Origin of the sequence: Neptuniibacter marinus (assembly GCF_001597725.1) — a bacterium.
GTDB classification, from domain to species: Bacteria; Pseudomonadota; Gammaproteobacteria; order Pseudomonadales; family Balneatricaceae; genus Neptuniibacter; species Neptuniibacter marinus.
On sequence record NZ_LUTR01000003.1, the window covers coordinates 203,547 to 222,118 of the forward strand.

The following is an 18,572-nucleotide window of genomic DNA, read 5'->3' on the forward strand; positions in this document are numbered from 1 at the left end:
GTAATTCTACCTGATTTTATTGTTAGGGGTTAGTCTTCAACGTTTCAGATTGATGTTTGATTGGGCCTAATTTTCTTTTCTTTAAGCGGTTCAAACGCATTGCATTACTGACAACAACAAGCGAGCTTGCAGACATTCCTAGTGCCGCCATATAAGGAGCAATAAAGCCAAAAGCTGCAAGAGGAAGCGCCATAAGGTTATAGAAAAGAGACCAAAATAAATTTTGTTTGATGATTCGCTTAGTTTTTCGAGCGAGTAAAATGCCGTCCACTAAGCGTAGTAGATCGTGACTGATTAACACTCCGTCAGCATTAGTTTTTGCTAAGTCTGTTGCGCCGCCCATAGCAATCGATGTTTGGGCGCCAGCTAGTACAGGAATGTCATTTATTCCATCGCCGACCATGACGACCTGTGCGCCATTTTCTTGAAGGTTTTTCACATGACTTAGCTTTTGCTCAGGAGAGACGCCTGATACTGTGTTATTAATACCTAAGAAAGTGGCTACTTCCTCAACCGCAGATGAATTATCGCCTGTTAGCATTTCACAGGTTAATCCCAGTTGCTGTAGATGTTTGATGGTCTGTTGGGCTTCTCTGCGAACTTGGTCGTTGAGCCTAAACCAAGCTAAAGCTGAATTTTCATTGCAAAGGAGTAGCCATTGACCACTGATTTCTGGCAAAGGGGGTTGAGGTTGTGAACAAATCTGGGATGAAAAGTCTGGTTTTCCTATACGGTAGCGCTGATTACCTATAGACCCTTCGAGTCCTTGACCTACTTCATTATGGATATTGGAAGCGTTCAGTTCGGCAGATTTCTCATGAAACGCTTTGGCTATAGGGTGTTCACTATGTTTTTCAATCGCCGCTGCAATTTTAATACATTCGCTTTCACTGAGATCTGTTAAGGGTACGATTTGCTGTAGGCTCAGATTGCCTTGAGTCAATGTGCCGGTTTTATCAAAAACAATATGGGTGGCAGTGGCTAGGCTTTCTAATACATGGCCGCGGGTAATCAATAACCCATTTTGTCTTAAGGTACCGGTTGCTGCAGTCAGTGCTGTCGGAGTTGCTAGAGAGAGTGCGCATGGGCAGGTGACAACGAGAACTGAGAGTGTAATCCAAAAGGCTTGAGAGGGTTCAACTAGCCACCAACTGAAGCCAACAATAATCGCTGTTAGTAGAACCGCAGTGACAAAATAGCTAGCGACTTTGTCGGCGACTTTAGCTACATGAGGTTTTTCCTCTTGCGCCCGTTCGAGCAAACGAACAATGGCAGATAACTGGGTCTCGTTACCTGTTTGAATGATCTTGATGGTAATTGGGTTTTCTACGTTAATTGTGCCGCCAACAACCTTATCATCGATTTGCTTGCGTATAGGTAGGTATTCACCGGTTAATGCGGATTCATCAACTGAGCTGTTACCCGCGGTGATAATGCCGTCAGCTGGGATCGTATGGCCTGGCCGTATAATGACATAATCGCCTACCGTTAAGTCTTTGACGGGAATTAGTTGCTCATCATTGCCGACGATCTTTAATGCACTTGCAGGTAGTAAATTAAGTAAAGAGTTCCCCGCACGGCCTGTGCGGTGACGGGCTTTCATCTCAAGGAAGCGACCAATTAAAAGAAAGAAAGTAAACATGGTCACTGAATCAAAATAGACTTCGCCGCTATTTGTGATTGTTGCCCAAACGCTGGCGAGATAGGCGCCACCTATAGCTAGTGATACAGGAACATCCATAGTGAGATGTTTGGTTTTGAGGTCTCGCCAAGCCGCCAGAAAGAAGGGGCGTGCGGCATAAAAAATAACGGGGGAAGCAATAACTAGGCTTGCCCAACGCATGAATGTGACGTATCTATTTTCAATGCCCTGAATGTCACCGCCATAAAGAGCAACCGCGATCATCATTGTTTGCATCATCCCTATACCGGCAATACCTAGTCGGCGGGTTGCTCGCTTTTGTTCTTGTTCTAAAAGCTGCTCTTCTTTATCAGGGTGATAGGGGTGGGCTTGATAACCTATACGGTATATTTCAGAAAGCAGGGTGCTTAATGGGGTAACTGTTTTATCCCAAGTGATACGCGCACGGTGGTTAGTTAAGTTAACGTGTGCTTTCTCAACGCCAGGAATCCCTTGAATATGATGTTCCAAGAGCCAAACACAGGCTGCACAAGTGATGCCTTCAATAACGAGGGAGGCTTCGGATAAGTTGTCTTTAGTAATGACAAAGTCTTTCTGGATATTAGGTTCGTTATAGAGAGTTAGTTCTTGAAGAAGTTGTTCAGGTAACTCTTTGCTTCTAATTTCAGGTGAACCTGCTGATTCGGTACGATGCTTATAATAGGTATCTAGCCCACTATTAACGATGGTTTCTGCTACAGCTAAACAACCGGGACAGCACATGTCACGCGGTTCATCATTGATAATGGTTGTGAAATTGCTACCAGGTGGAATAGGGAGTCCACAGTGGTAGCAATTTTTTGATGAGTGGTTGTCCGTCATTAGTTGTGCGCTGGTTCTAACTCAATACTATTTTGATCATAAGGCGGATGGATCTCCGCACGTAAGTTCCAGCTAGCAGAATCATCTTCTAAGATAAGGTAACGTTTACCTTTAAGGGATGTTTGCAGGCTACCGGTATATGAATTGGTGCTTGGAACCTGTTTTAGCATGATGTTTTGATCGTACTGTTGATGCGTTGGATGCACGATACTTAGTGTTAAATGCTTAGGCTTTTCGGTCTGGTTTGATCTGAAATGTACCATCAGATCGCCTGTTGCATTATCAAGTTCAAGAGTGCCTGAGACGCCTAAAGCTTTGGCTGCTTCTGAATGGGATTTGTCAACAAAGTGGCCCCGTGCAACTTTGTACATATCATCTTTAACTATACCGTCATGGGTAATGATAGATAGGTAAAGGAAAGAGGTGCCATAAATAACGACGGCAATGATTGGCGCTAAAATAAACCAGAGCCAAGGCTGTCTGTACCAAGGAGCAATCGGTGTGTTGTCTTCTGAATTCATTGTTATATACCCCAAAAAAAAGCTGCAAGTTAAATGCGTGTACGGTTACACATTTAACGGGCAGCTATTCTAACCTATTTACCAACAAGGTGGTGCATAAATGCACCACCTTATGTTGATCTTCAACAGCAACTTAGCGTTTCGGCGCTGGGCCAATAAAGCGGTTTTCCTCTTTGATAGAAATTGAAGGGTTATCTAATGCTTCAACCTCAAAAAGTATATTGTTATTAGCTTTGCTTAAGTATTTAGCTGGAATAGCGATACGTATAGGCAGATCCAATAGTTCACCGGACTTAATCATTACAATCTCATCGCCCATATATTTCATGCCTTCAAGTCCTGAAACTTTAATGCTGAATTGATGGTCAATCTGCTCTTTGTTGGCGAGCTTGAGTGTGTAAGTATTTTCAATCATACCATTAGAGGTTTCAGCGAATAGCTTGCCTCGGTCACGCAAAATATCTACTTCAAGTGGGATACGGCTATATAGTGTATATCCGAATGCGATAAACATCGCGCAGAGAACTGCAAAGTAACCTATTAAACGTGGACGTAAAATATGAGTTTTATTTCCAGCTAACTGGTGTTCTGTTGTGTATTTAACGAGGCCCTTTTCATAGCCTACTCGTTCCATAATATCGTCACAAGCATCGACACATGCGCCACAGGCGACACACTCATATTGAAGACCATCGCGTATATCGATTCCGACAGGGCATACGTGAACGCAGTGGTTACAATCAATACAATCACCTAAGCCTTCGGCTTTATAGTCACTCCCTTTTTTACGTTTACCTCGGCTTTCACCGCGCTCTTCATCATATGAAATGATAAGGGTGTCTTGGTCAAACATGACGGATTGGAAACGTGCATAGGGGCACATATAGATACAAACTTGCTCTCTTAGCCAGCCTGCGTTTCCGTATGTGGCAACCGCGATAAAACCAATCCACCACATTTCCCAAGGACCTAGCTGGAATGAGAGAACGCCATCGATGAGTTCTCTTATCGGGGTGAAATAGCCAACAAAGGCAATCGCTGAGGCAATAGAGAAAAGGATCCAAAGTATATGCTTAGCGCTTTTTCGCATGAGCTTTTCTGTGCTCATACCTTCGGTTTTATCCATGCGCATGCGTTTGTTACGGTCACCTTCAGTCATGCTTTCGATCCAGATATAGATCCAAGTCCACACAAATTGTGGGCAAGCATAGCCGCACCATAAACGTCCAGCGAATACAGTGAAGAAGAAGAGGGCGAAAGCAAGAATAATAAGTAACCAAGATAACAACATGAAATCTTGTGGCCAGAACGTCATGCCAAATACATGAAATTGGCGGTTGGGTAGGTCAAATAAGACAGCTTGACGGCCATCCCATGTAATCCAAGAAAAACCGAAGAACATTAGAAGCATAATGAAGCTTGATGCTTGACGGAATTTTTTGAAAATGCCTGTATAGTCTTTAACGTAAATGTGCTCACGTTTTGCGTACAGATCAAAATTCTCCTCAGAATTTTTCTTTTTCTTTGGAGTGACGTCTTGAACTGGGATCTGATTCATATCGTTGCTCACATACTCACCAGTGATAATTGAAAATCAACTTTGCTAATACCTGCTCAATGCATTAGCAAAGCTGAATATTTTAAACGATCTACAAAAAAAGGCGATATGATCCATATCATATCGCCTTTTATTTTCAATTTCTGCACTTACTTATTTGACAAGCTATATACGTAAGCGGTGATCAAATTGATTTTGTCTTCGCTTAATAGGTCTTTATGGGCAGGCATTACACCAGCACGACCGTTACGAATTGTATGAGCAATGTTCTCAAAAGAGCCACCATATAACCATGTGTTATCAGTTAGGTTTGGTGCTCCTAAGATAGGCAGGCCTTTAGCGTCAGCGCCGTGACAAGCAGTACAAAGTGCCTGGAATTGGCCTTTGCCGCGTTCAGCTGCTTCACTATCAGACTCTGCTCCGCTTAGTGATAGAACGTAGTGCGCAACATCACGTACACCTTCTTCACCAAGAACTGCGCCCCAAGGTGGCATACCACCTACGCGACCATTAGTGATGGTGGTTTTGATCGTTTTTGGATCGCCGCCGTATAACCAATCATTATCAGTCAGGTTAGGGAAGCCGTGTGCGCCTGTCGCTGCTGAACCGTGACACAGTGAGCAGTTGTTAGCGAACATGCGTTGACCCATTTTAAGGCCACCTGCATTTTCAGGCTTTAGAAGTTCTTCAGTAGGCAGAGAAGCGTATTTTGCAAATACAGGCTTATATACTTCTTCTGCATGTTGAATTTCTTCTTCCCATTGGTTGTGAGATGTCCATCCAAGCAAGCCTTGGTAATTACCTAGACCTGGGTACAGAACAAGATAACACAGACCAAAAACAACAGTTCCAATAAACATCTGGAACCACCATTTAGGGAGTGGATTATCATACTCAGCTATGCCATCAAATTCGTGGCCTAGCGTTTCTTCAGTAGTCTCGTCGTGCGGCTGGCTCTTGCGAGTAGCAAGAAGCAGCCAAGTACAGCCAAGAATTACTGCTAGGGTAATTACCGTTACCCATGCGCTCCAGAAAGCACTCATTTTTGATCTCCCCCGTTATTGGACTCATCACCCAGTATTGGCTCGTCAGGTTCCTGAAGAGGCATATTCGCTGCATCGTCATATTTTTCTTTGTTTTTAGGGTTAAGTACCCAGGCAAACAATGCTAAGAATGTGATTAGCATGACAACCGGAATGTATGGACCATAAACTTCGTAATTCACGCGTTATTACCGCTTGTTGTTGTATTCAGAATGCAATTTGCCCAAGGACTGCAAGTAGGCAACAAGAGCATCAATCTCATATTTGCCTTGCACTACATCCTGCGCACCAGCGATCTGTTCATCAGTGAATGGAACGCCAACACTGCGCTGTGCTTCAAGCTTCTTGGCAGTATCTTTGCCCGTTAGCTTGTTTTCAAACAACCAAGGGTATGACGGCATTTTAGATTCAGGAACAACGTCACGAGGGTTATACAAGTGAGCGCGATGCCAATCATCAGAGTAACGGCCGCCTACGCGAGCTAAATCAGGACCAGTACGCTTAGAACCCCATAAAAATGGATGTTCCCATACGTGCTCATTAGCGGTTGAGAAGTGACCGTAACGTTCCGTTTCTGCACGGAAAGGACGAATCATTTGGCTATGACAAACATTACAACCCTCACGGATGTAGATGTCACGGCCTTCAAACTCAAGTGCTGAGTATGTGCGAAGACCTTCGATAGGTTTAGTCGTAGAAGACTGGAAGAACAGAGGTACAATCTCAGCCAAACCACCGCCACTGATGACGATGATAATCAGCAGGATCATGATGCCGATGTTCTTTTCAATCGTTTCGTGTTTGATCATTTCTATATGCTCCCTTGACCTTAAGCTGCTTGTGCAGAAGCTTTGGCTTCTGGTGCAGTACTGCCTTTACGAACAGTCTGCCAAGTGTTGAAAGCCATCAGAACCATACCCGTTAGGAAGAACATACCGCCCAACCAACGAACGAAGTAACCAGGATGAGACGCTTCAAGTGCTTCAACGAAGCTGTATGTCAACGTACCGTCTTCATTCACTGCACGCCACATTAGGCCCTGAAGGATACCGTTAACCCACATCGCACAGATGTATAGCACTGTGCCAACGGTAGCAAGCCAGAAATGTGTGTTAATAAGGCCAACACTATACATTTGAGCTTTGCCGAATAGGCGAGGAAGCATATGGTATACAGCACCGATAGAGATCATTGCTACCCAGCCAAGTGCACCTGCGTGTACATGGCCAATAGTCCAGTCAGTGTAGTGAGACAGTGCGTTTACTGTTTTGATGGACATCATTGGGCCTTCAAACGTAGACATGCCGTAGAAGGATAGGGATACAACTAGGAAGCGAAGAACAGGGTCGGTACGAAGCTTATGCCACGCGCCGGACAGTGTCATCATACCGTTGATCATACCACCCCATGATGGAGCAAGTAGAATCAAAGACATAACCATTGCTACAGACTGAGTCCAGTCAGGAAGCGCTGTGTAGTGAAGGTGATGACCACCTGCCCACATGTATGTCGCAATTAACGCCCAGAAGTGAACGATAGATAGGCGGTAAGAGTAAATCGGACGTTCAGCTTGTTTTGGTACGAAGTAATACATCATACCTAGGAAGCCAGCTGTCAAAAAGAAGCCTACAGCATTGTGGCCGTACCACCACTGAACCATCGCATCAACAGTACCAGGGTAAATAGAGTATGACTTCCACATTGTTACGGGAATCGCCATGCTATTTACAATATGCAGTACAGCAACTGTAATGATAAAGGCCATGTAGAACCAGTTGCCTACATAGATGTGAGATGTTTTACGCATCTTCACCGTGCCAAGGAAAACTACTGCATAAGCAACCCAAACTACTGTAATCAGTAGATCGATTGGCCATTCTAGTTCGGCATACTCTTTAGAAGAGGTCAAACCTAGTGGCAATGTGATAGCAGCTGCAAGAATTACAACCTGCCAGCCCCAGAAGGTAAACGCTGCAAGACCATCAGAGATCAGGCGGCGCTGGCTGGTACGCTGTACAACGTAGTAAGAAGTTGCAAACAGGGCGCAGCCGCCGAATGCAAAAATAACTGCGTTAGTATGCAGTGGACGCAGACGACCATAGGTCAACCATGCGGTATCAAAGTTTAGTGCAGGCCAAACCAATTGTGCAGCGATTAGGACACCGACGGTCATGCCGACGATACCCCAAATTACTGTCATTATGGCGAACTGGCGCACCACTTTATAATTGTAGGTGGGGTGTTCAGTTGCTGTGCTCATGTCAGACTCTCATCAACAAGCTAGATTATGGAAATTTGAGTTTCACTGCTAATTATCTGGGAATAAGCCCGTATTATCAATGTATTTAGGAGATTAACTGGGGCATATTGTCGCAGGAGTTGAATGTCGACCTAGGTCTAGTATCTTTACTTCTTAGGTCTTGGTTTTGTTTTTAACTTATTGAATTAAAAGGATTAAATTTCTTTGTGTGCCTGCTGCTTTTTCGAAGTTATGATCTATTTAGCGGCTTTTTTTGACCTATATCTATGTTTTTTGAAAAAGAACGGAGTTCTTTTCGGGGCTTTGTTTGACATAAATCAATTTCGATTTGTGCAATAATCAGTTGCTTTTATGTGGGTAGGGCACAGTTAGTGTTAATCAATGGAAAGCCTGAGAATGGGCGGATTATTCTTGCGCATGGCGCGGGAGCCGGTATGAATAGTGAGTTTATGCAAACAATAGCTGAGAAATTAGCTAGGCAAAACTTCGAAGTAGTCCGTTTTGAATTTCCTTATATGCAGCTTATATCTGAAACAGGCAAACGTCGTCCTCCTGATCGAATGCCTAAACTCCTCGCTGCTTTTGACGAGGTGATAGCTCAATTTGATGATGGTGTGCCGTTATATTTAGCAGGGAAGTCGATGGGGGGACGTGTCGCTTCGATGTTGTTTGAGCACTCTCCAGCAATTGGGTGTTTTGTTTTTGGTTATCCGTTTCACCCCGCAGCTAAACCTGACAGGCTTCGTATTGAACATTTATTAGAGATTGAGAAGCCTATGCATATATTTCAAGGTACAAGAGATCGAATGGGTTCACTTTCTGATGTAACGCAGTACAATCTGCCACAATCGGTGTCATTGCATTGGTTAAACGATGGTGATCATGATCTAAAGCCTAGAAAAGTATCAGGTTTTTCGCGTGAGGATCATTTAAATCATATAGTTAGTTTCATTAAGGATTGGGTGCGTTGAACCTTATTAATCGTTTACTTTTACAGTGTCGTTCCGGTTTTGAGAAAGAGGCTGCGGCGGAAATTACTGATAGGTGTGGGTCTGTAGGTATATATGGTTACTGCACGCTTAATGAGAACGACGGCTATCTCTTTTTTCATATTCAGCAAGAGGGCTATGCAGAAAAAGCGATACGAGAGCTCGGTTTCCACGAATTTATCTTTATTCGTCAATGGATGGCTTGTGGTGACTGTCAACGTTTAGAACGAGAGGATCGTGTTGCTCAAATTGAAACTTTAATTGAAGGTTTTCCCTCCTGTTCTGATCTTTGGGTTGAATATCCAGATACGACCGATGGGCGAGAGTTAGCGACATTTTCGCGTAAATTCGGCTCCGCATTGGCACAAAAGTTACGTAAATCTACTTTTTTGAAAAAAGAAAAACCGAACAAAGCCCTTCGGTTAATATTGTTTGTATTGACGGGTAGTGATGTTTATATAGGTTATTCTGCTGTGGCTAATTCTGCACCTTGGCCGTTAGGGATTCCTCGGTTGAAGTTCCCTAAAAATGCACCTAGTCGTTCAACGTTAAAATTAGAAGAGGCATGGCATTGGTTTATCCCTAAAAATGAGTGGGATGAACGTTTAGCACATGGTTCTCGTGCTGTTGATCTAGGCGCTGCGCCGGGCGGTTGGACTTGGCAACTTGTGCAGCGGAGTATGTTTGTGGCCGCTGTTGATAATGGACCGATGCAGCCTGATTTAATGGAGACTGGGCAGGTTAACCATGTCCAAGAAGACGCATATAAATTTATTCCAGATCAACCTGTTAATTTAATGGTTTGTGATGTGGTTGATAAACCGATTAAGACAGCGGATATGGCTGCTGACTGGGTGATCAATGGATGGTGTTCCGAAGCTATATTTAATCTTAAATTGCCAATGAAACAGCGTTACCAAGAGGTTACGGCATGTTTTACTTTGATCGCCGAGCGGTTTATGAATGCAGGGCTTGGTTATGAATTGAGCGCTAAGCATCTTTACCATGATAGGGAAGAGATTACTTGTCTCTTGCGTATTCGTTAAATCGAAAACGCAGGAGACAAGTTTGTTTATCTTAATGTTCAAATATGGTGATTTTTTCTTCGCTTTCTAGCATTGGGTTAATCATCGCCATCATTTCTAAACGCTCTTCTGAGCTCGCCCAGCGTTGCCAGTCTTGCAGTGTTCTATAGGTTGCAATAACAAGCCGATGCTTATGATTGGTAACATTTTGTAATGCTTCTCCAGAGATAAAGCCGTGCGCTTGCATGGCGCGTTGTAAGGTTTCCCGTGCAACTTTGTCATAATGTATGACTAATTCATCTGCTATGTGACGTTCGATCATAACTCTGATCATAGCGCTCTCCCCATCTGAAATAACATATCTGTCTTATAGAATGGTTTATTTATGGCTTAAAAGCGATTTTAGTTAAGTAATTTGAGTTAAATTGCTTTTTCTGTCATAGGTAATTTGAGACAATATGCAACTTTGTGCAAGAGACAAAAGATGACAGATATCAAGGCAGACCATATTCTAGACGCGCAGGGATTATATTGTCCTGAGCCGGTTATGATGTTACATAACCATGTCAGGGATATGGGAGTAGGGGAGATATTGCATATTATTGCAACAGATCCTTCAACTCAGCGTGATATCCCCAAATTTTGTAATTTTTTGGGTCATGAGTTGGTGGGAGAGTATGTAGAGCAGGAGCTTTTTGGGTATTATATCCGTAAAGGTGAGTGCTGATATCCATCAGATTTTTTTAAAACCAAGCAATTATTTATCAACTGGAACAGTTGCTTGAATCTGCTGAAATGCAGCAGAACAACCATACAAAGTAATATGTTCCAGTCCGAGGCTTAACAAGGTGAATGACGTAGTAAACAAAGCGCCAAAGGCGAAATCCAAAAACCGTGCTGCTAATATGGCTGCCCTGCAGCAGTTGATGGAAGCGTATCCTAAAACCTTTGATCGTAAGAATGTCAGACCTCTTAAAATCGGTATTCAGGAAGATTTGGTTGCTGATGAGAAGGTTGCAAAAAACAAGATTAAAAGAGCTTTAGCGAGCTATGTTCGTGCCCTAAATTATTATCGTTCTTTGCGTGAAGGCGCTGAACGTATTGATATTAATGGTGAAGCGGCGGGTGTTGTTACTAAAGAAGAGTCTGAATACGCAAAACAGAAGTTGAAAGAGATTAATAAAGCCCGTCAAGAAAAGCGTCAGGAACAAGAGCGGGAAGAGCGTTTAAGTATGAAATTAGAGATGTTAGTTAATCGTAGCTAAATCTTTTTTCAGGCATAAAAAAACGACGGCATGCCGTCGTTTTTTTATGCCTAAGCCTAACTGAATCTAGCTTAGTTCTTTCGGTGAACCATGTAGATAGCCTTGGCTACCATCAATCTCAAGCAGAGTTAACAATTGTAGCTGGCTTTCGCGTTCTACATGCTCTGCGTAGGCTTGAATATCTAAACTATGGGCCACGCTGATTAAACTGCTAACAAAAAAGCGATCTTCTGCATTTTGGTCTATTTCTCGGATGAGGGAACCGTCAATTTTCACGTAATCAGGTTGTACAGAGTACAAATAGGAGAAACCATTGGGGTGAACACCAAAATGGTCAACACCGAAGCCAATATCAAGCTCTTTTAATGCTTTTCTAAAGGTTGTTATGGCATCAGTATTATTTAAAACAGCAGTTTCATCTACTTCAAATAGCAGTTTGCCTGCTAGGGATTTGCCCTTTAGTTGTTTGGATAGCCAATCAATCAATGAATCACTTTGTATAGCTTCATGGCTTAAGTTTATGGTTAACGGGCAAGCTGCGCTCTCAATTTTTTGTAAGGCTAGCTCGATAACAGCACGATCCATTTCAGCCATAAGACCAAGCTCTTTTACTAAGTTGATAAATTCGCCTGCCGATGTGGCTTTGTTATCGCGGTCTAAAATACGTGTGAAAATTTCATCTTGGATCGGCATTGAGTTCGGGCTTTTACTATAGACGCTTTGTGCTTGTAAAAATATTTTACGCTGGTTTATAGCATTAGCGACATGCTGTTTCCAATCAGAAGGTTGGGTGATGCTGGTGTTTGCTTCGCTATTATATTGCTTCCAAAGTACACTTTCTTTGCTCGCTTCCTCGCTGGCGATTTTAGCATCGGATAGGAGTTGACTACTATGACTTATATCGCTGCATTCACAGCTACCCACACTAATAATAGGGTGAGAGATATCTGTATTCATAAGCTGGCTTAATAGCTTACGGCTTTCTAAGTCGACTTTGTCCAGTTTTAGTTTTAATTGATCAAAGTTTGTATGACTGGTTAATAAAACGAAGTCAGCCCCTGTAATCCTTCCAAGGATAGATTGGTCTGCTTGTCGAGATACCTCTTCCAGCAGTGTGGCTAAGTGCTTGAGAAGGTTGTTGGTTTTGTCCATACCTACCTGTTGGTTGATCTCTTGCAGGTTGATCAAATGGATATTAAACAGGGTGCCCTTACCAAAATCTTTACGGTAATCAATTCGTTCTGCTAATTGAGTGATTGTGGCTCTTTGGTTAGATAAGCCCGTTAGATTATCTTGATAGGCGTTACGGCGAAGCTCTTCAATATTTCGAGCCTGCTCTTCAAACATACCTTTTACGCGTCTAATCATGCGATTCATCGCTTCGACAACTTGGCGCAATTCTCGAGTGCTTGGTAGTTTTTCTTGTTCTATGTAACGTTTTTCTGAAAGCGCTATAGCTTGCTGTTCGACACTGTTTAGTGGTCTTAATAAATATCGGATCAGGCCGCTAATAGCTAATAGGCAGATGATGGAAAGAGATACAAACAAAATTATACTATCTTCAGCTCCCTTCCATAACTTATCGTATGCATAGTCTGCACTACTTTGTACATAAATTTTACCCACCTGTTGCCATTGATAAGTGACTTCTCGATACATAGAGGGGGGGGTGATAACGACTAAATTCTGGAACCACTGGGGAATATCATCGCTAATTGTTGATGGCATACTTTTTTCGAATAAGATGCCTTGTTCAGCATTAGTTACGATGATTTGTTGGTAGAAACCGCTGTCAAAAATAGCGTTAACTGCGGTTTCCACAGTTGCGCTATCGTTCTCTGCCATATAAGGACCGAGGTAGAGGCCTAAGTGTGTTGCGGAGTCCTGCGCGTGCGATTCTAATTGGTCTTGTAGTATTGAACGCGAACTTTCTGACATAATATACAAAGTGCCAGAAACCAAGCCGATAAGAATGGCAAATATCGCAGCTATCAGTTGGTTTACTAGTGACATAGTATTGCTCCTCGTCATTAAACCTAGCGCAGGTTAATGTCTTTGTTTTCAATTCTTGATTGCAACTTAACCCAGGGTTTTAAACGATCAGATGTGCCGACTAATGTCGTTCTACGGCCCATTTTAGATATCCAAAGTTTATCACCATTGAAGCTGTAAACATGCAGCAAATCAGGGCGTTTTGATGCGGGTAAGATTGTGCCATTGATATTGTCGAGTATTAATGGGATAGCGCTCTGATTGGGGTAATAGGTTAAGACCATATGTGCTTGGTTATACTCTAATGCTTTTACGTAGGCTAAATTCATTTTTTCCACAGGTACACCCAGTTCTTTCAAGGTGTAATATTTAGCAATGCTGAAATCTTCGCAATCACCGCCATTTGTTATGAGAAACTCGACGGGGGTTGCCCAGTAATCTTTTTTCTTCCAGTGTTTGATATCATCTAGAAAGCGCACTTGGTTAAAAAAATCGTTTACCTGTTCTAGCTTATCCTGCTCGCTCTCATTGGCCAGCGTTATAAGCAACTCCTGCCAAATTTCTAATCGGCGCTGTGCTTTTGCTCCGTACTGCTTACCTAGCTTTTCTATATCTGCTTGGCTAAGGCGAATGCTTTCATCTGCCCCCACTTGAATGAAAATTAGGCAGGATAGTGCTAGCATAAATGCCAGTAGAGATAGATGGCATTGGTTGCTAAAACTGCGCTTGTCTATAGAGCGAACTGAATTCAATGTTGAGTCCATAACCTAATGGTCAATCACTATGTGTAGGCATCATGCCACATTGTTTGAGCAGTTTCTGCCAGCTTTGCGTATGTTTATCCCGTGCAAAAATATATTGTGCCCATAAACTATCTGGTTTCGAGTTGGATAGTATTAAACGTTGATAAATTTCTAGTTGCTTAGAGGGTTTCAAATTGTAGTTATTAAACGAATCAATTAGTTGATTGTTGGCTGATCTCCATTCTATCGCATACTTGTGGACCATAGCTAAATAGGGCTGGACCTCACCAATATAATATTTATAAAAAACGTTTTGTATAATTCTAGCTCTTCTAGAGGGCGTATTGTTAAAACACAGCTGTTTTTTTTGTAATCCATGCTCAATCGTTTGCGATGCATTCATTAAATGGGCAGTCAGCAATTGAAGAGAACTTAGAATTTTAGGACCCGAGCGGTTGTTATATAGAATTTTATAATTAGATTCTAAGTTATTGAGCGCTTGAGGGATTTCCCATTGGGTATCTAGGCGGGGGGATTTAATAATATCGGTTAAGGTTTTAATCGCATTGATGCTGTTCTGCGTACTACCATCATCCAGTAAAGGTAGTAGATCTTTAGCGCGTGAGAAGTTTAGTTCTATCTCTTTTGCGGTGAATATACCGTTCCATAGTTCTGAAGGTAGGTTTTCCTTTTTTATCTGATAAATAGTATCAACTTGGGCCAGTAGCTTTTGATCCACTTGAGTATCAGTGTTTAATTTTTTCCTACACTTTTCTAATGCATGAAAAAATATTAACTCATAATACATTTTTTGCGAGGGAGCATAAACTTTGCCTAAGGAGCTATTTCGTTCCGCAATTAAAGGTAATAACTTACATTCTTTTAAGCTCATAACGTCGAGTAGGCCCTCTCTGATCTCTTTAGTGGGGCGGATCAGATGGCGACGAAGGGGGAACTGGTGACGAGAGGGGGTATCTTCTACATGTAATTGGTCAACCTTGAGTACATTGCTAATTCTGTATTGGTAGTTATTTAGCATCTCTTCAGGTGTGTCTCGCTCACAGCCTGTAAGGATTAGGGTCAGTAAGGTTCCCCATAAAAGGTGATAGCTATATCGAAAGAGAGGCATGTAAGGTCTGCTTGCTTTTCCACGTTAAACGAGAGAGTAACAGTATAGCGCTAATTGTTAGGCCGATTAAAAGACCAATCCAAAAACCACTAGGTCCCATTTGTGCAGCAATTAGATCTGTTTTGCCTAAAATATAGCCTGTTGGTAAGCCTACAAGCCAGCATGAAATAAAGACAAGGATAAGAGGGAATTGTGTGTCTTTGTAGCCCCTTAGGGCGCCAGAACAGGTGATTTGTATAGCATCTGATAGTTGGAATACGGCAGCTATTGTTAGAAGGGTGGTCGCAATCTTAATGATCTCTACATCTGCAGTGTATAAGGAGGCTATTTGTTGGGCAAAAAATGCGATAAGCCCAGAGCTAATTAAAGCAATAGATAAGGTGATGATTAAACCTGCTTTTGCACTATGAATCGCCCCTGCTGCATTTTGGGCTCCTAATTGATGCCCAACTCGAATGGTGAGTGCAAAAGAGATGCTCAATGGAATCATAAAGACGAGCCCAGTAAAGGTTATAGTGATCTGGTGAGAGGCAATAATTATTTCGCCAAGGTCAGCTATTAAGAGGGCGATCACAGAAAACATGCTCACTTCGATCAATAAGGCAAACCCTATAGGTAGACCTAATGCTACATAGCGTTTAAAAGCATCGATTTCGGGGAGTTTCCAGCCATTCAGTGGGGATAGTTTCCTAAATGTGTTGGCATTGGTTAGGTAGATAATAGAGACAAATAACATTAGCCACATCACAATTGCGCTAGCCCAGCCGCAACCAACCCCACCGAGTTGAGGGAAACCTAATTCTCCATAAATTAGCAGGTAATTAAGTGGGATATTACATAGAAGACCAAAGACAGCAATTTTCATAGCGGGTTGGGTTTTGCCAAAGCCTTCGATATAGCTGCGGATCAGTTGGTATAGAAGTAAAGCAGGTATGCCCCATGAGATTGCAGCAAGGTACTCCATGGTTAGTATTGCTAAATGGGGTTCTACATCCATGAAAGCTAAGATGGGGGCGCAGTTATGTAGAAAAAACATAGAGCAAAGGCTTAGTAGAATCACAATAAGTGATCCTTGGTGAAGTGTTTCATTTGCTTGGTGAGGTTTCTCTTCGCCTACAAAATGCGCAACCATCGGCGTTGTTGCCATTAAAATCCCTTGGCAAGCAATAAATATAGGTAGCCAAATGCTCGAGCCTAAAGATACAGCAGCAAGGTCGGTTGAACTAAAACGACCCGCCATAAGGGTATCGACAAACCCCATGGAAGTTTGCGCTATTTGTGCGATCGCAATAGGGAAACCGAGATTAAGCAATAACTTGATTTCAGAAAGGTATTTCAGCGTTCTGCTCCAGTAAAATAAGGACTAGTTTTATATAGTAAAGAAGCTGTAGGTTTACTTTAACGAGTATTTTCTTCTAAAAGTTCGAGTATTTGTATCGCTTCAGTTGCTGATTGACCACAAAAATCTGGTTCCGCTTTAAAGTCTGCGCATGCTTTCGGCCGATCGGGATGGTGGAAGATAGCACAGCGTAGAGTTTCTGTAAGATGTTGGCATCTGACACCGGCAGGTTTTTGGAGGCTACTGATACTTGGAGCTATACAGCATGCCCCGCATTTTTCTCTGCACTGCATAGTGTAATGTGCTTCATATAGATTAAGAGGTGGGTATTGTACGTTGGCAATCAGTAAAGAAAAAGGCCGATAGTGTTATCGGCCTTTTAAAGTTTGAGCTAGCTTTTAGCTTCAGTCGCGAGTTTGTTGATGAGTTGATACTACCTGCTGGCTAGGCTTGTTCTGGGTCTAGTTTTAAGGTGGAAAGTGTATATTCGCGAATTGATTTTAGGCGTTCAGGGTCTTGCGTAAGGTCGTGACCATAGGAAGGTATCATCTCCTTAATTTTTGCCTGCCACTCAGGTGACGCCAGTTGATCTTTAAAGCAGATTTCTACAATACTAAGCATCGCACTAACCGATGTTGATGCTCCAGGTGACGCGCCAAGTAAAGCAGCTAAAGTGCCATCAGCAGCGGTAATCACTTCAGTCCCGAATTCTAATTTCCCTTTACCGTTTTCATCTTTCTTGATGATCTGTACACGTTGGCCTGCGTGAGAGATCTCCCAATCATTTTCTTTAGCTTCAGGGATAAAGTTGCTCAATGACATAACACGTGAACCATGTGTCTGCATCACTTCACTAATTAGGTATCGTGTTAGATCCATATTAGTAGCACCAACATAGAGCATTGGTTTGAGGTTATTAAGCTTCATGCTGCCAACTAAATCGAAGATAGACCCGTTTTTGAGGAATTTAGTTGTGAACCCTGCAAAAGGCCCAAACAGCAGTGATTTCTTGCCATCAATGATTCGAGTATCAAGGTGAGGCACAGACATAGGTGGGGCGCCAATAGGGGCGGCCCCATATACTTTAGCGGCATGCTGTTCGATGATCTCTTCATTTTTACAGACCAGCCATTGGCCACTTACAGGGAAACCACCATATCCATCAGCTTCAGGAATTGCTGTTTTCTGTAATAGGGGGAGTGCTCCGCCGCCAGCGCCTAAAAATACAAAGCGGCTATCAATAACATCAAACTCGTTGGTTGCGTTATTTTTAATCGTGACAGACCAGCTAGTATCTTTATTTTGATAGAAATCTTTAACATCATGGTTAAGAAGAAGCTCAAAATCACTTTGATCTTGAAGGTTTTTAACCATGTGACGGGCCAGTGCGCCAAAGTTTACATCAGAGCCATAACGTACCCGAGTCGCCGCTATTTTTTCATTGCTCTTTCTGCCTTCCATGACCAGTGGCATCCATTTTTTAATAACTTCAGGATCTTCACTGTACTCCATCACGTTAAACTGATGGTGTGAGCTTAGGGCTTCGTAGCGCTTACGTAAAAATTCTACGTTTTTATCGCCCCAGACGAAACTTTGATGGGGGACTGGGTTTATAAACTGTGAAGGTTCGGGTAGTGCATTTTGCTGGACCAAATAGGACCAGAACTGCAGGCTCACTTCAAAGGAGGCATTAATAGCAAAGGCTTTGTCACAATTAATGCTGCCATCATCCATTTCTGGCGTATAGTTCAATTCACAATAAGCGGCATGTCCTGTTCCCGCGTTATTCATGCAATCTGTGCTTTCGACAGCAATTTGATCGAGTCGTTCGATCATGGCTATTTTTAGGGATGGGTCCAGCTGCTTGAGCATAACACCAAGTGCCGTACTCATCGCTCCCGCGCCGACTAGCAATACGTCTACTGATTTTGTGGTCATAGGAACTTCGCCATTTTAATAATAATAATGGTTTGTGAAGTGGCACAGGTAAGGGGGCTTGTGGCCGCAACGTAATTCTAATCATGCCGAAATAGCTTACTACGTGATTACCTGAGACTTCAGAGCCTGCAAACAATTGGATAAATATATTACAAATTATATTGTTGCAGTGCAGTTGGCGCGAATTATACGGGTTTTGTTCTGAATGTCTTGGTTTGAGAGTCTAAAGACGTTAGCCATTTGGATAATAATAGTCCTAAAGTATTA

At 42.6% G+C, this 18,572-nt stretch carries 17 protein-coding genes; 4 read left to right on the plus strand and 13 right to left on the minus strand.

The annotated features are described in order from the left end of the window. Positions 1–22 precede the first annotated feature (22 nt). The 7 genes from A3774_RS04625 to ccoN form a co-directional block, all read right to left on the minus strand. A complete protein-coding gene (locus tag A3774_RS04625) occupies positions 23–2,503 on the minus strand; it encodes a heavy metal translocating P-type ATPase (protein WP_067863836.1) in 2,481 nt (826 codons plus the stop codon). Beyond that, on the minus strand, positions 2,503–3,024 hold the full coding sequence (locus tag A3774_RS04630) for a FixH family protein (protein WP_067863839.1): 522 nt from the start codon (positions 3,022–3,024) through the stop codon (positions 2,503–2,505). The genes A3774_RS04625 and A3774_RS04630 overlap by 1 nt, the downstream gene beginning before the upstream one ends. 133 nt (positions 3,025–3,157) lie before the next feature. Continuing rightward, on the minus strand, positions 3,158–4,582 hold the full coding sequence (gene ccoG / locus A3774_RS04635; protein WP_067863842.1) for a cytochrome c oxidase accessory protein CcoG: 1,425 nt from the start codon (positions 4,580–4,582) through the stop codon (positions 3,158–3,160). Between the two features lie 149 nt (positions 4,583–4,731). After that, positions 4,732–5,625 carry a cytochrome-c oxidase, cbb3-type subunit III gene (gene ccoP, locus A3774_RS04640; protein ID WP_067863845.1) on the minus strand — a complete coding sequence of 298 codons (894 nt, stop codon included), beginning with the start codon at positions 5,623–5,625 and terminating at the stop codon, positions 4,732–4,734. After that, the gene (locus A3774_RS04645) at positions 5,622–5,807 is read right to left on the minus strand and encodes a cbb3-type cytochrome oxidase subunit 3 (RefSeq protein WP_067863848.1); all 186 of its coding nucleotides are present in this window, start codon (positions 5,805–5,807) and stop codon (positions 5,622–5,624) included. The genes ccoP and A3774_RS04645 overlap by 4 nt, the downstream gene beginning before the upstream one ends. Positions 5,808–5,813: 6 nt before the next feature. Beyond that, positions 5,814–6,434, minus strand: a complete 621-nt coding sequence (ccoO, locus tag A3774_RS04650; RefSeq protein WP_156473655.1) for a cytochrome-c oxidase, cbb3-type subunit II — start codon at positions 6,432–6,434, stop codon at positions 5,814–5,816. Between the two features lie 20 nt (positions 6,435–6,454). Next, positions 6,455–7,885, minus strand: a complete 1,431-nt coding sequence (ccoN, locus tag A3774_RS04655) for a cytochrome-c oxidase, cbb3-type subunit I (protein ID WP_067863852.1) — start codon at positions 7,883–7,885, stop codon at positions 6,455–6,457. Positions 7,886–8,256: 371 nt separating this feature from the next. Here ccoN and A3774_RS04660 point away from each other — a divergent pair, with 371 nt between their 5' ends. Together A3774_RS04660 and rlmM are read left to right on the plus strand one after the other, a co-directional pair. Then, a complete protein-coding gene (locus A3774_RS04660; protein ID WP_067863855.1) occupies positions 8,257–8,856 on the plus strand; it encodes an alpha/beta fold hydrolase in 600 nt (199 codons plus the stop codon). Continuing rightward, entirely contained in the window at positions 8,853–9,920 is a 1,068-nt protein-coding gene (gene rlmM, locus A3774_RS04665; RefSeq protein ID WP_197468004.1) for a 23S rRNA (cytidine(2498)-2'-O)-methyltransferase RlmM, read from the plus strand. The genes A3774_RS04660 and rlmM overlap by 4 nt, the downstream gene beginning before the upstream one ends. Positions 9,921–9,951: 31 nt before the next feature. On the opposite strand, the gene A3774_RS04670 is transcribed toward rlmM, so the two are convergent. Continuing rightward, a complete protein-coding gene (locus A3774_RS04670) occupies positions 9,952–10,233 on the minus strand; it encodes an antibiotic biosynthesis monooxygenase family protein (RefSeq protein WP_067863858.1) in 282 nt (93 codons plus the stop codon). 150 nt (positions 10,234–10,383) lie between these two features. Between A3774_RS04670 and tusA the strand changes: the two genes are divergently transcribed. Beyond that, positions 10,384–10,626, plus strand: coding sequence for a sulfurtransferase TusA (tusA, locus tag A3774_RS04675; RefSeq protein WP_067863861.1), 243 nt, complete (start codon positions 10,384–10,386; stop codon positions 10,624–10,626). A 121-nt stretch (positions 10,627–10,747) separates the two neighbouring features. Beyond that, positions 10,748–11,164 carry a ProQ/FINO family protein gene (locus A3774_RS04680; RefSeq protein ID WP_067863864.1) on the plus strand — a complete coding sequence of 139 codons (417 nt, stop codon included), beginning with the start codon at positions 10,748–10,750 and terminating at the stop codon, positions 11,162–11,164. A 66-nt stretch (positions 11,165–11,230) separates the two neighbouring features. On the opposite strand, the gene A3774_RS04685 is transcribed toward A3774_RS04680, so the two are convergent. The 5 genes from A3774_RS04685 to mqo all read right to left on the minus strand — a co-directional run bounded on the left by A3774_RS04685 (position 11,231) and on the right by mqo (position 18,305). Beyond that, a complete protein-coding gene (locus A3774_RS04685) occupies positions 11,231–13,177 on the minus strand; it encodes a bifunctional diguanylate cyclase/phosphodiesterase (protein ID WP_067863867.1) in 1,947 nt (648 codons plus the stop codon). A gap of 23 nt (positions 13,178–13,200) precedes the next feature. Then, on the minus strand, positions 13,201–13,908 hold the full coding sequence (locus A3774_RS04690; protein ID WP_231867935.1) for a transglutaminase-like cysteine peptidase: 708 nt from the start codon (positions 13,906–13,908) through the stop codon (positions 13,201–13,203). Between the two features lie 22 nt (positions 13,909–13,930). Then, positions 13,931–15,028, minus strand: a complete 1,098-nt coding sequence (locus tag A3774_RS04695) for a DUF3080 family protein (protein ID WP_067863871.1) — start codon at positions 15,026–15,028, stop codon at positions 13,931–13,933. After that, positions 15,009–16,340 carry an MATE family efflux transporter gene (locus A3774_RS04700; RefSeq protein WP_269454604.1) on the minus strand — a complete coding sequence of 444 codons (1,332 nt, stop codon included), beginning with the start codon at positions 16,338–16,340 and terminating at the stop codon, positions 15,009–15,011. Before A3774_RS04700 ends, A3774_RS04695 begins: the two co-directional genes overlap by 20 nt. 471 nt (positions 16,341–16,811) lie before the next feature. Further along, positions 16,812–18,305, minus strand: coding sequence for a malate dehydrogenase (quinone) (gene mqo, locus A3774_RS04705; protein ID WP_067863877.1), 1,494 nt, complete (start codon positions 18,303–18,305; stop codon positions 16,812–16,814). Positions 18,306–18,572: the final 267 nt, after the last annotated feature.

What these genes read in the sequence shown, in the direction of transcription:
- A3774_RS04625 (WP_067863836.1), bottom strand. Translation starts at nt 2,503, where the DNA reads ATGACGGACAACCACTCATCAAAAAATTGCTACCACTGTGGACTCCCT.
- A3774_RS04630 (WP_067863839.1), bottom strand. Translation starts at nt 3,024, where the DNA reads ATGAATTCAGAAGACAACACACCGATTGCTCCTTGGTACAGACAGCCT.
- ccoG (WP_067863842.1), bottom strand. Translation starts at nt 4,582, where the DNA reads ATGAATCAGATCCCAGTTCAAGACGTCACTCCAAAGAAAAAGAAAAAT.
- ccoP (WP_067863845.1), bottom strand. Translation starts at nt 5,625, where the DNA reads ATGAGTGCTTTCTGGAGCGCATGGGTAACGGTAATTACCCTAGCAGTA.
- ccoO (WP_156473655.1), bottom strand. Translation starts at nt 6,434, where the DNA reads ATGATCAAACACGAAACGATTGAAAAGAACATCGGCATCATGATCCTG.
- ccoN (WP_067863852.1), bottom strand. Translation starts at nt 7,885, where the DNA reads ATGAGCACAGCAACTGAACACCCCACCTACAATTATAAAGTGGTGCGC.
- A3774_RS04670 (WP_067863858.1), bottom strand. Translation starts at nt 10,233, where the DNA reads ATGATCAGAGTTATGATCGAACGTCACATAGCAGATGAATTAGTCATA.
- tusA (WP_067863861.1), top strand. Translation starts at nt 10,384, where the DNA reads ATGACAGATATCAAGGCAGACCATATTCTAGACGCGCAGGGATTATAT.
- A3774_RS04685 (WP_067863867.1), bottom strand. Translation starts at nt 13,177, where the DNA reads ATGTCACTAGTAAACCAACTGATAGCTGCGATATTTGCCATTCTTATC.
- A3774_RS04695 (WP_067863871.1), bottom strand. Translation starts at nt 15,028, where the DNA reads ATGCCTCTCTTTCGATATAGCTATCACCTTTTATGGGGAACCTTACTG.
- mqo (WP_067863877.1), bottom strand. Translation starts at nt 18,305, where the DNA reads ATGACCACAAAATCAGTAGACGTATTGCTAGTCGGCGCGGGAGCGATG.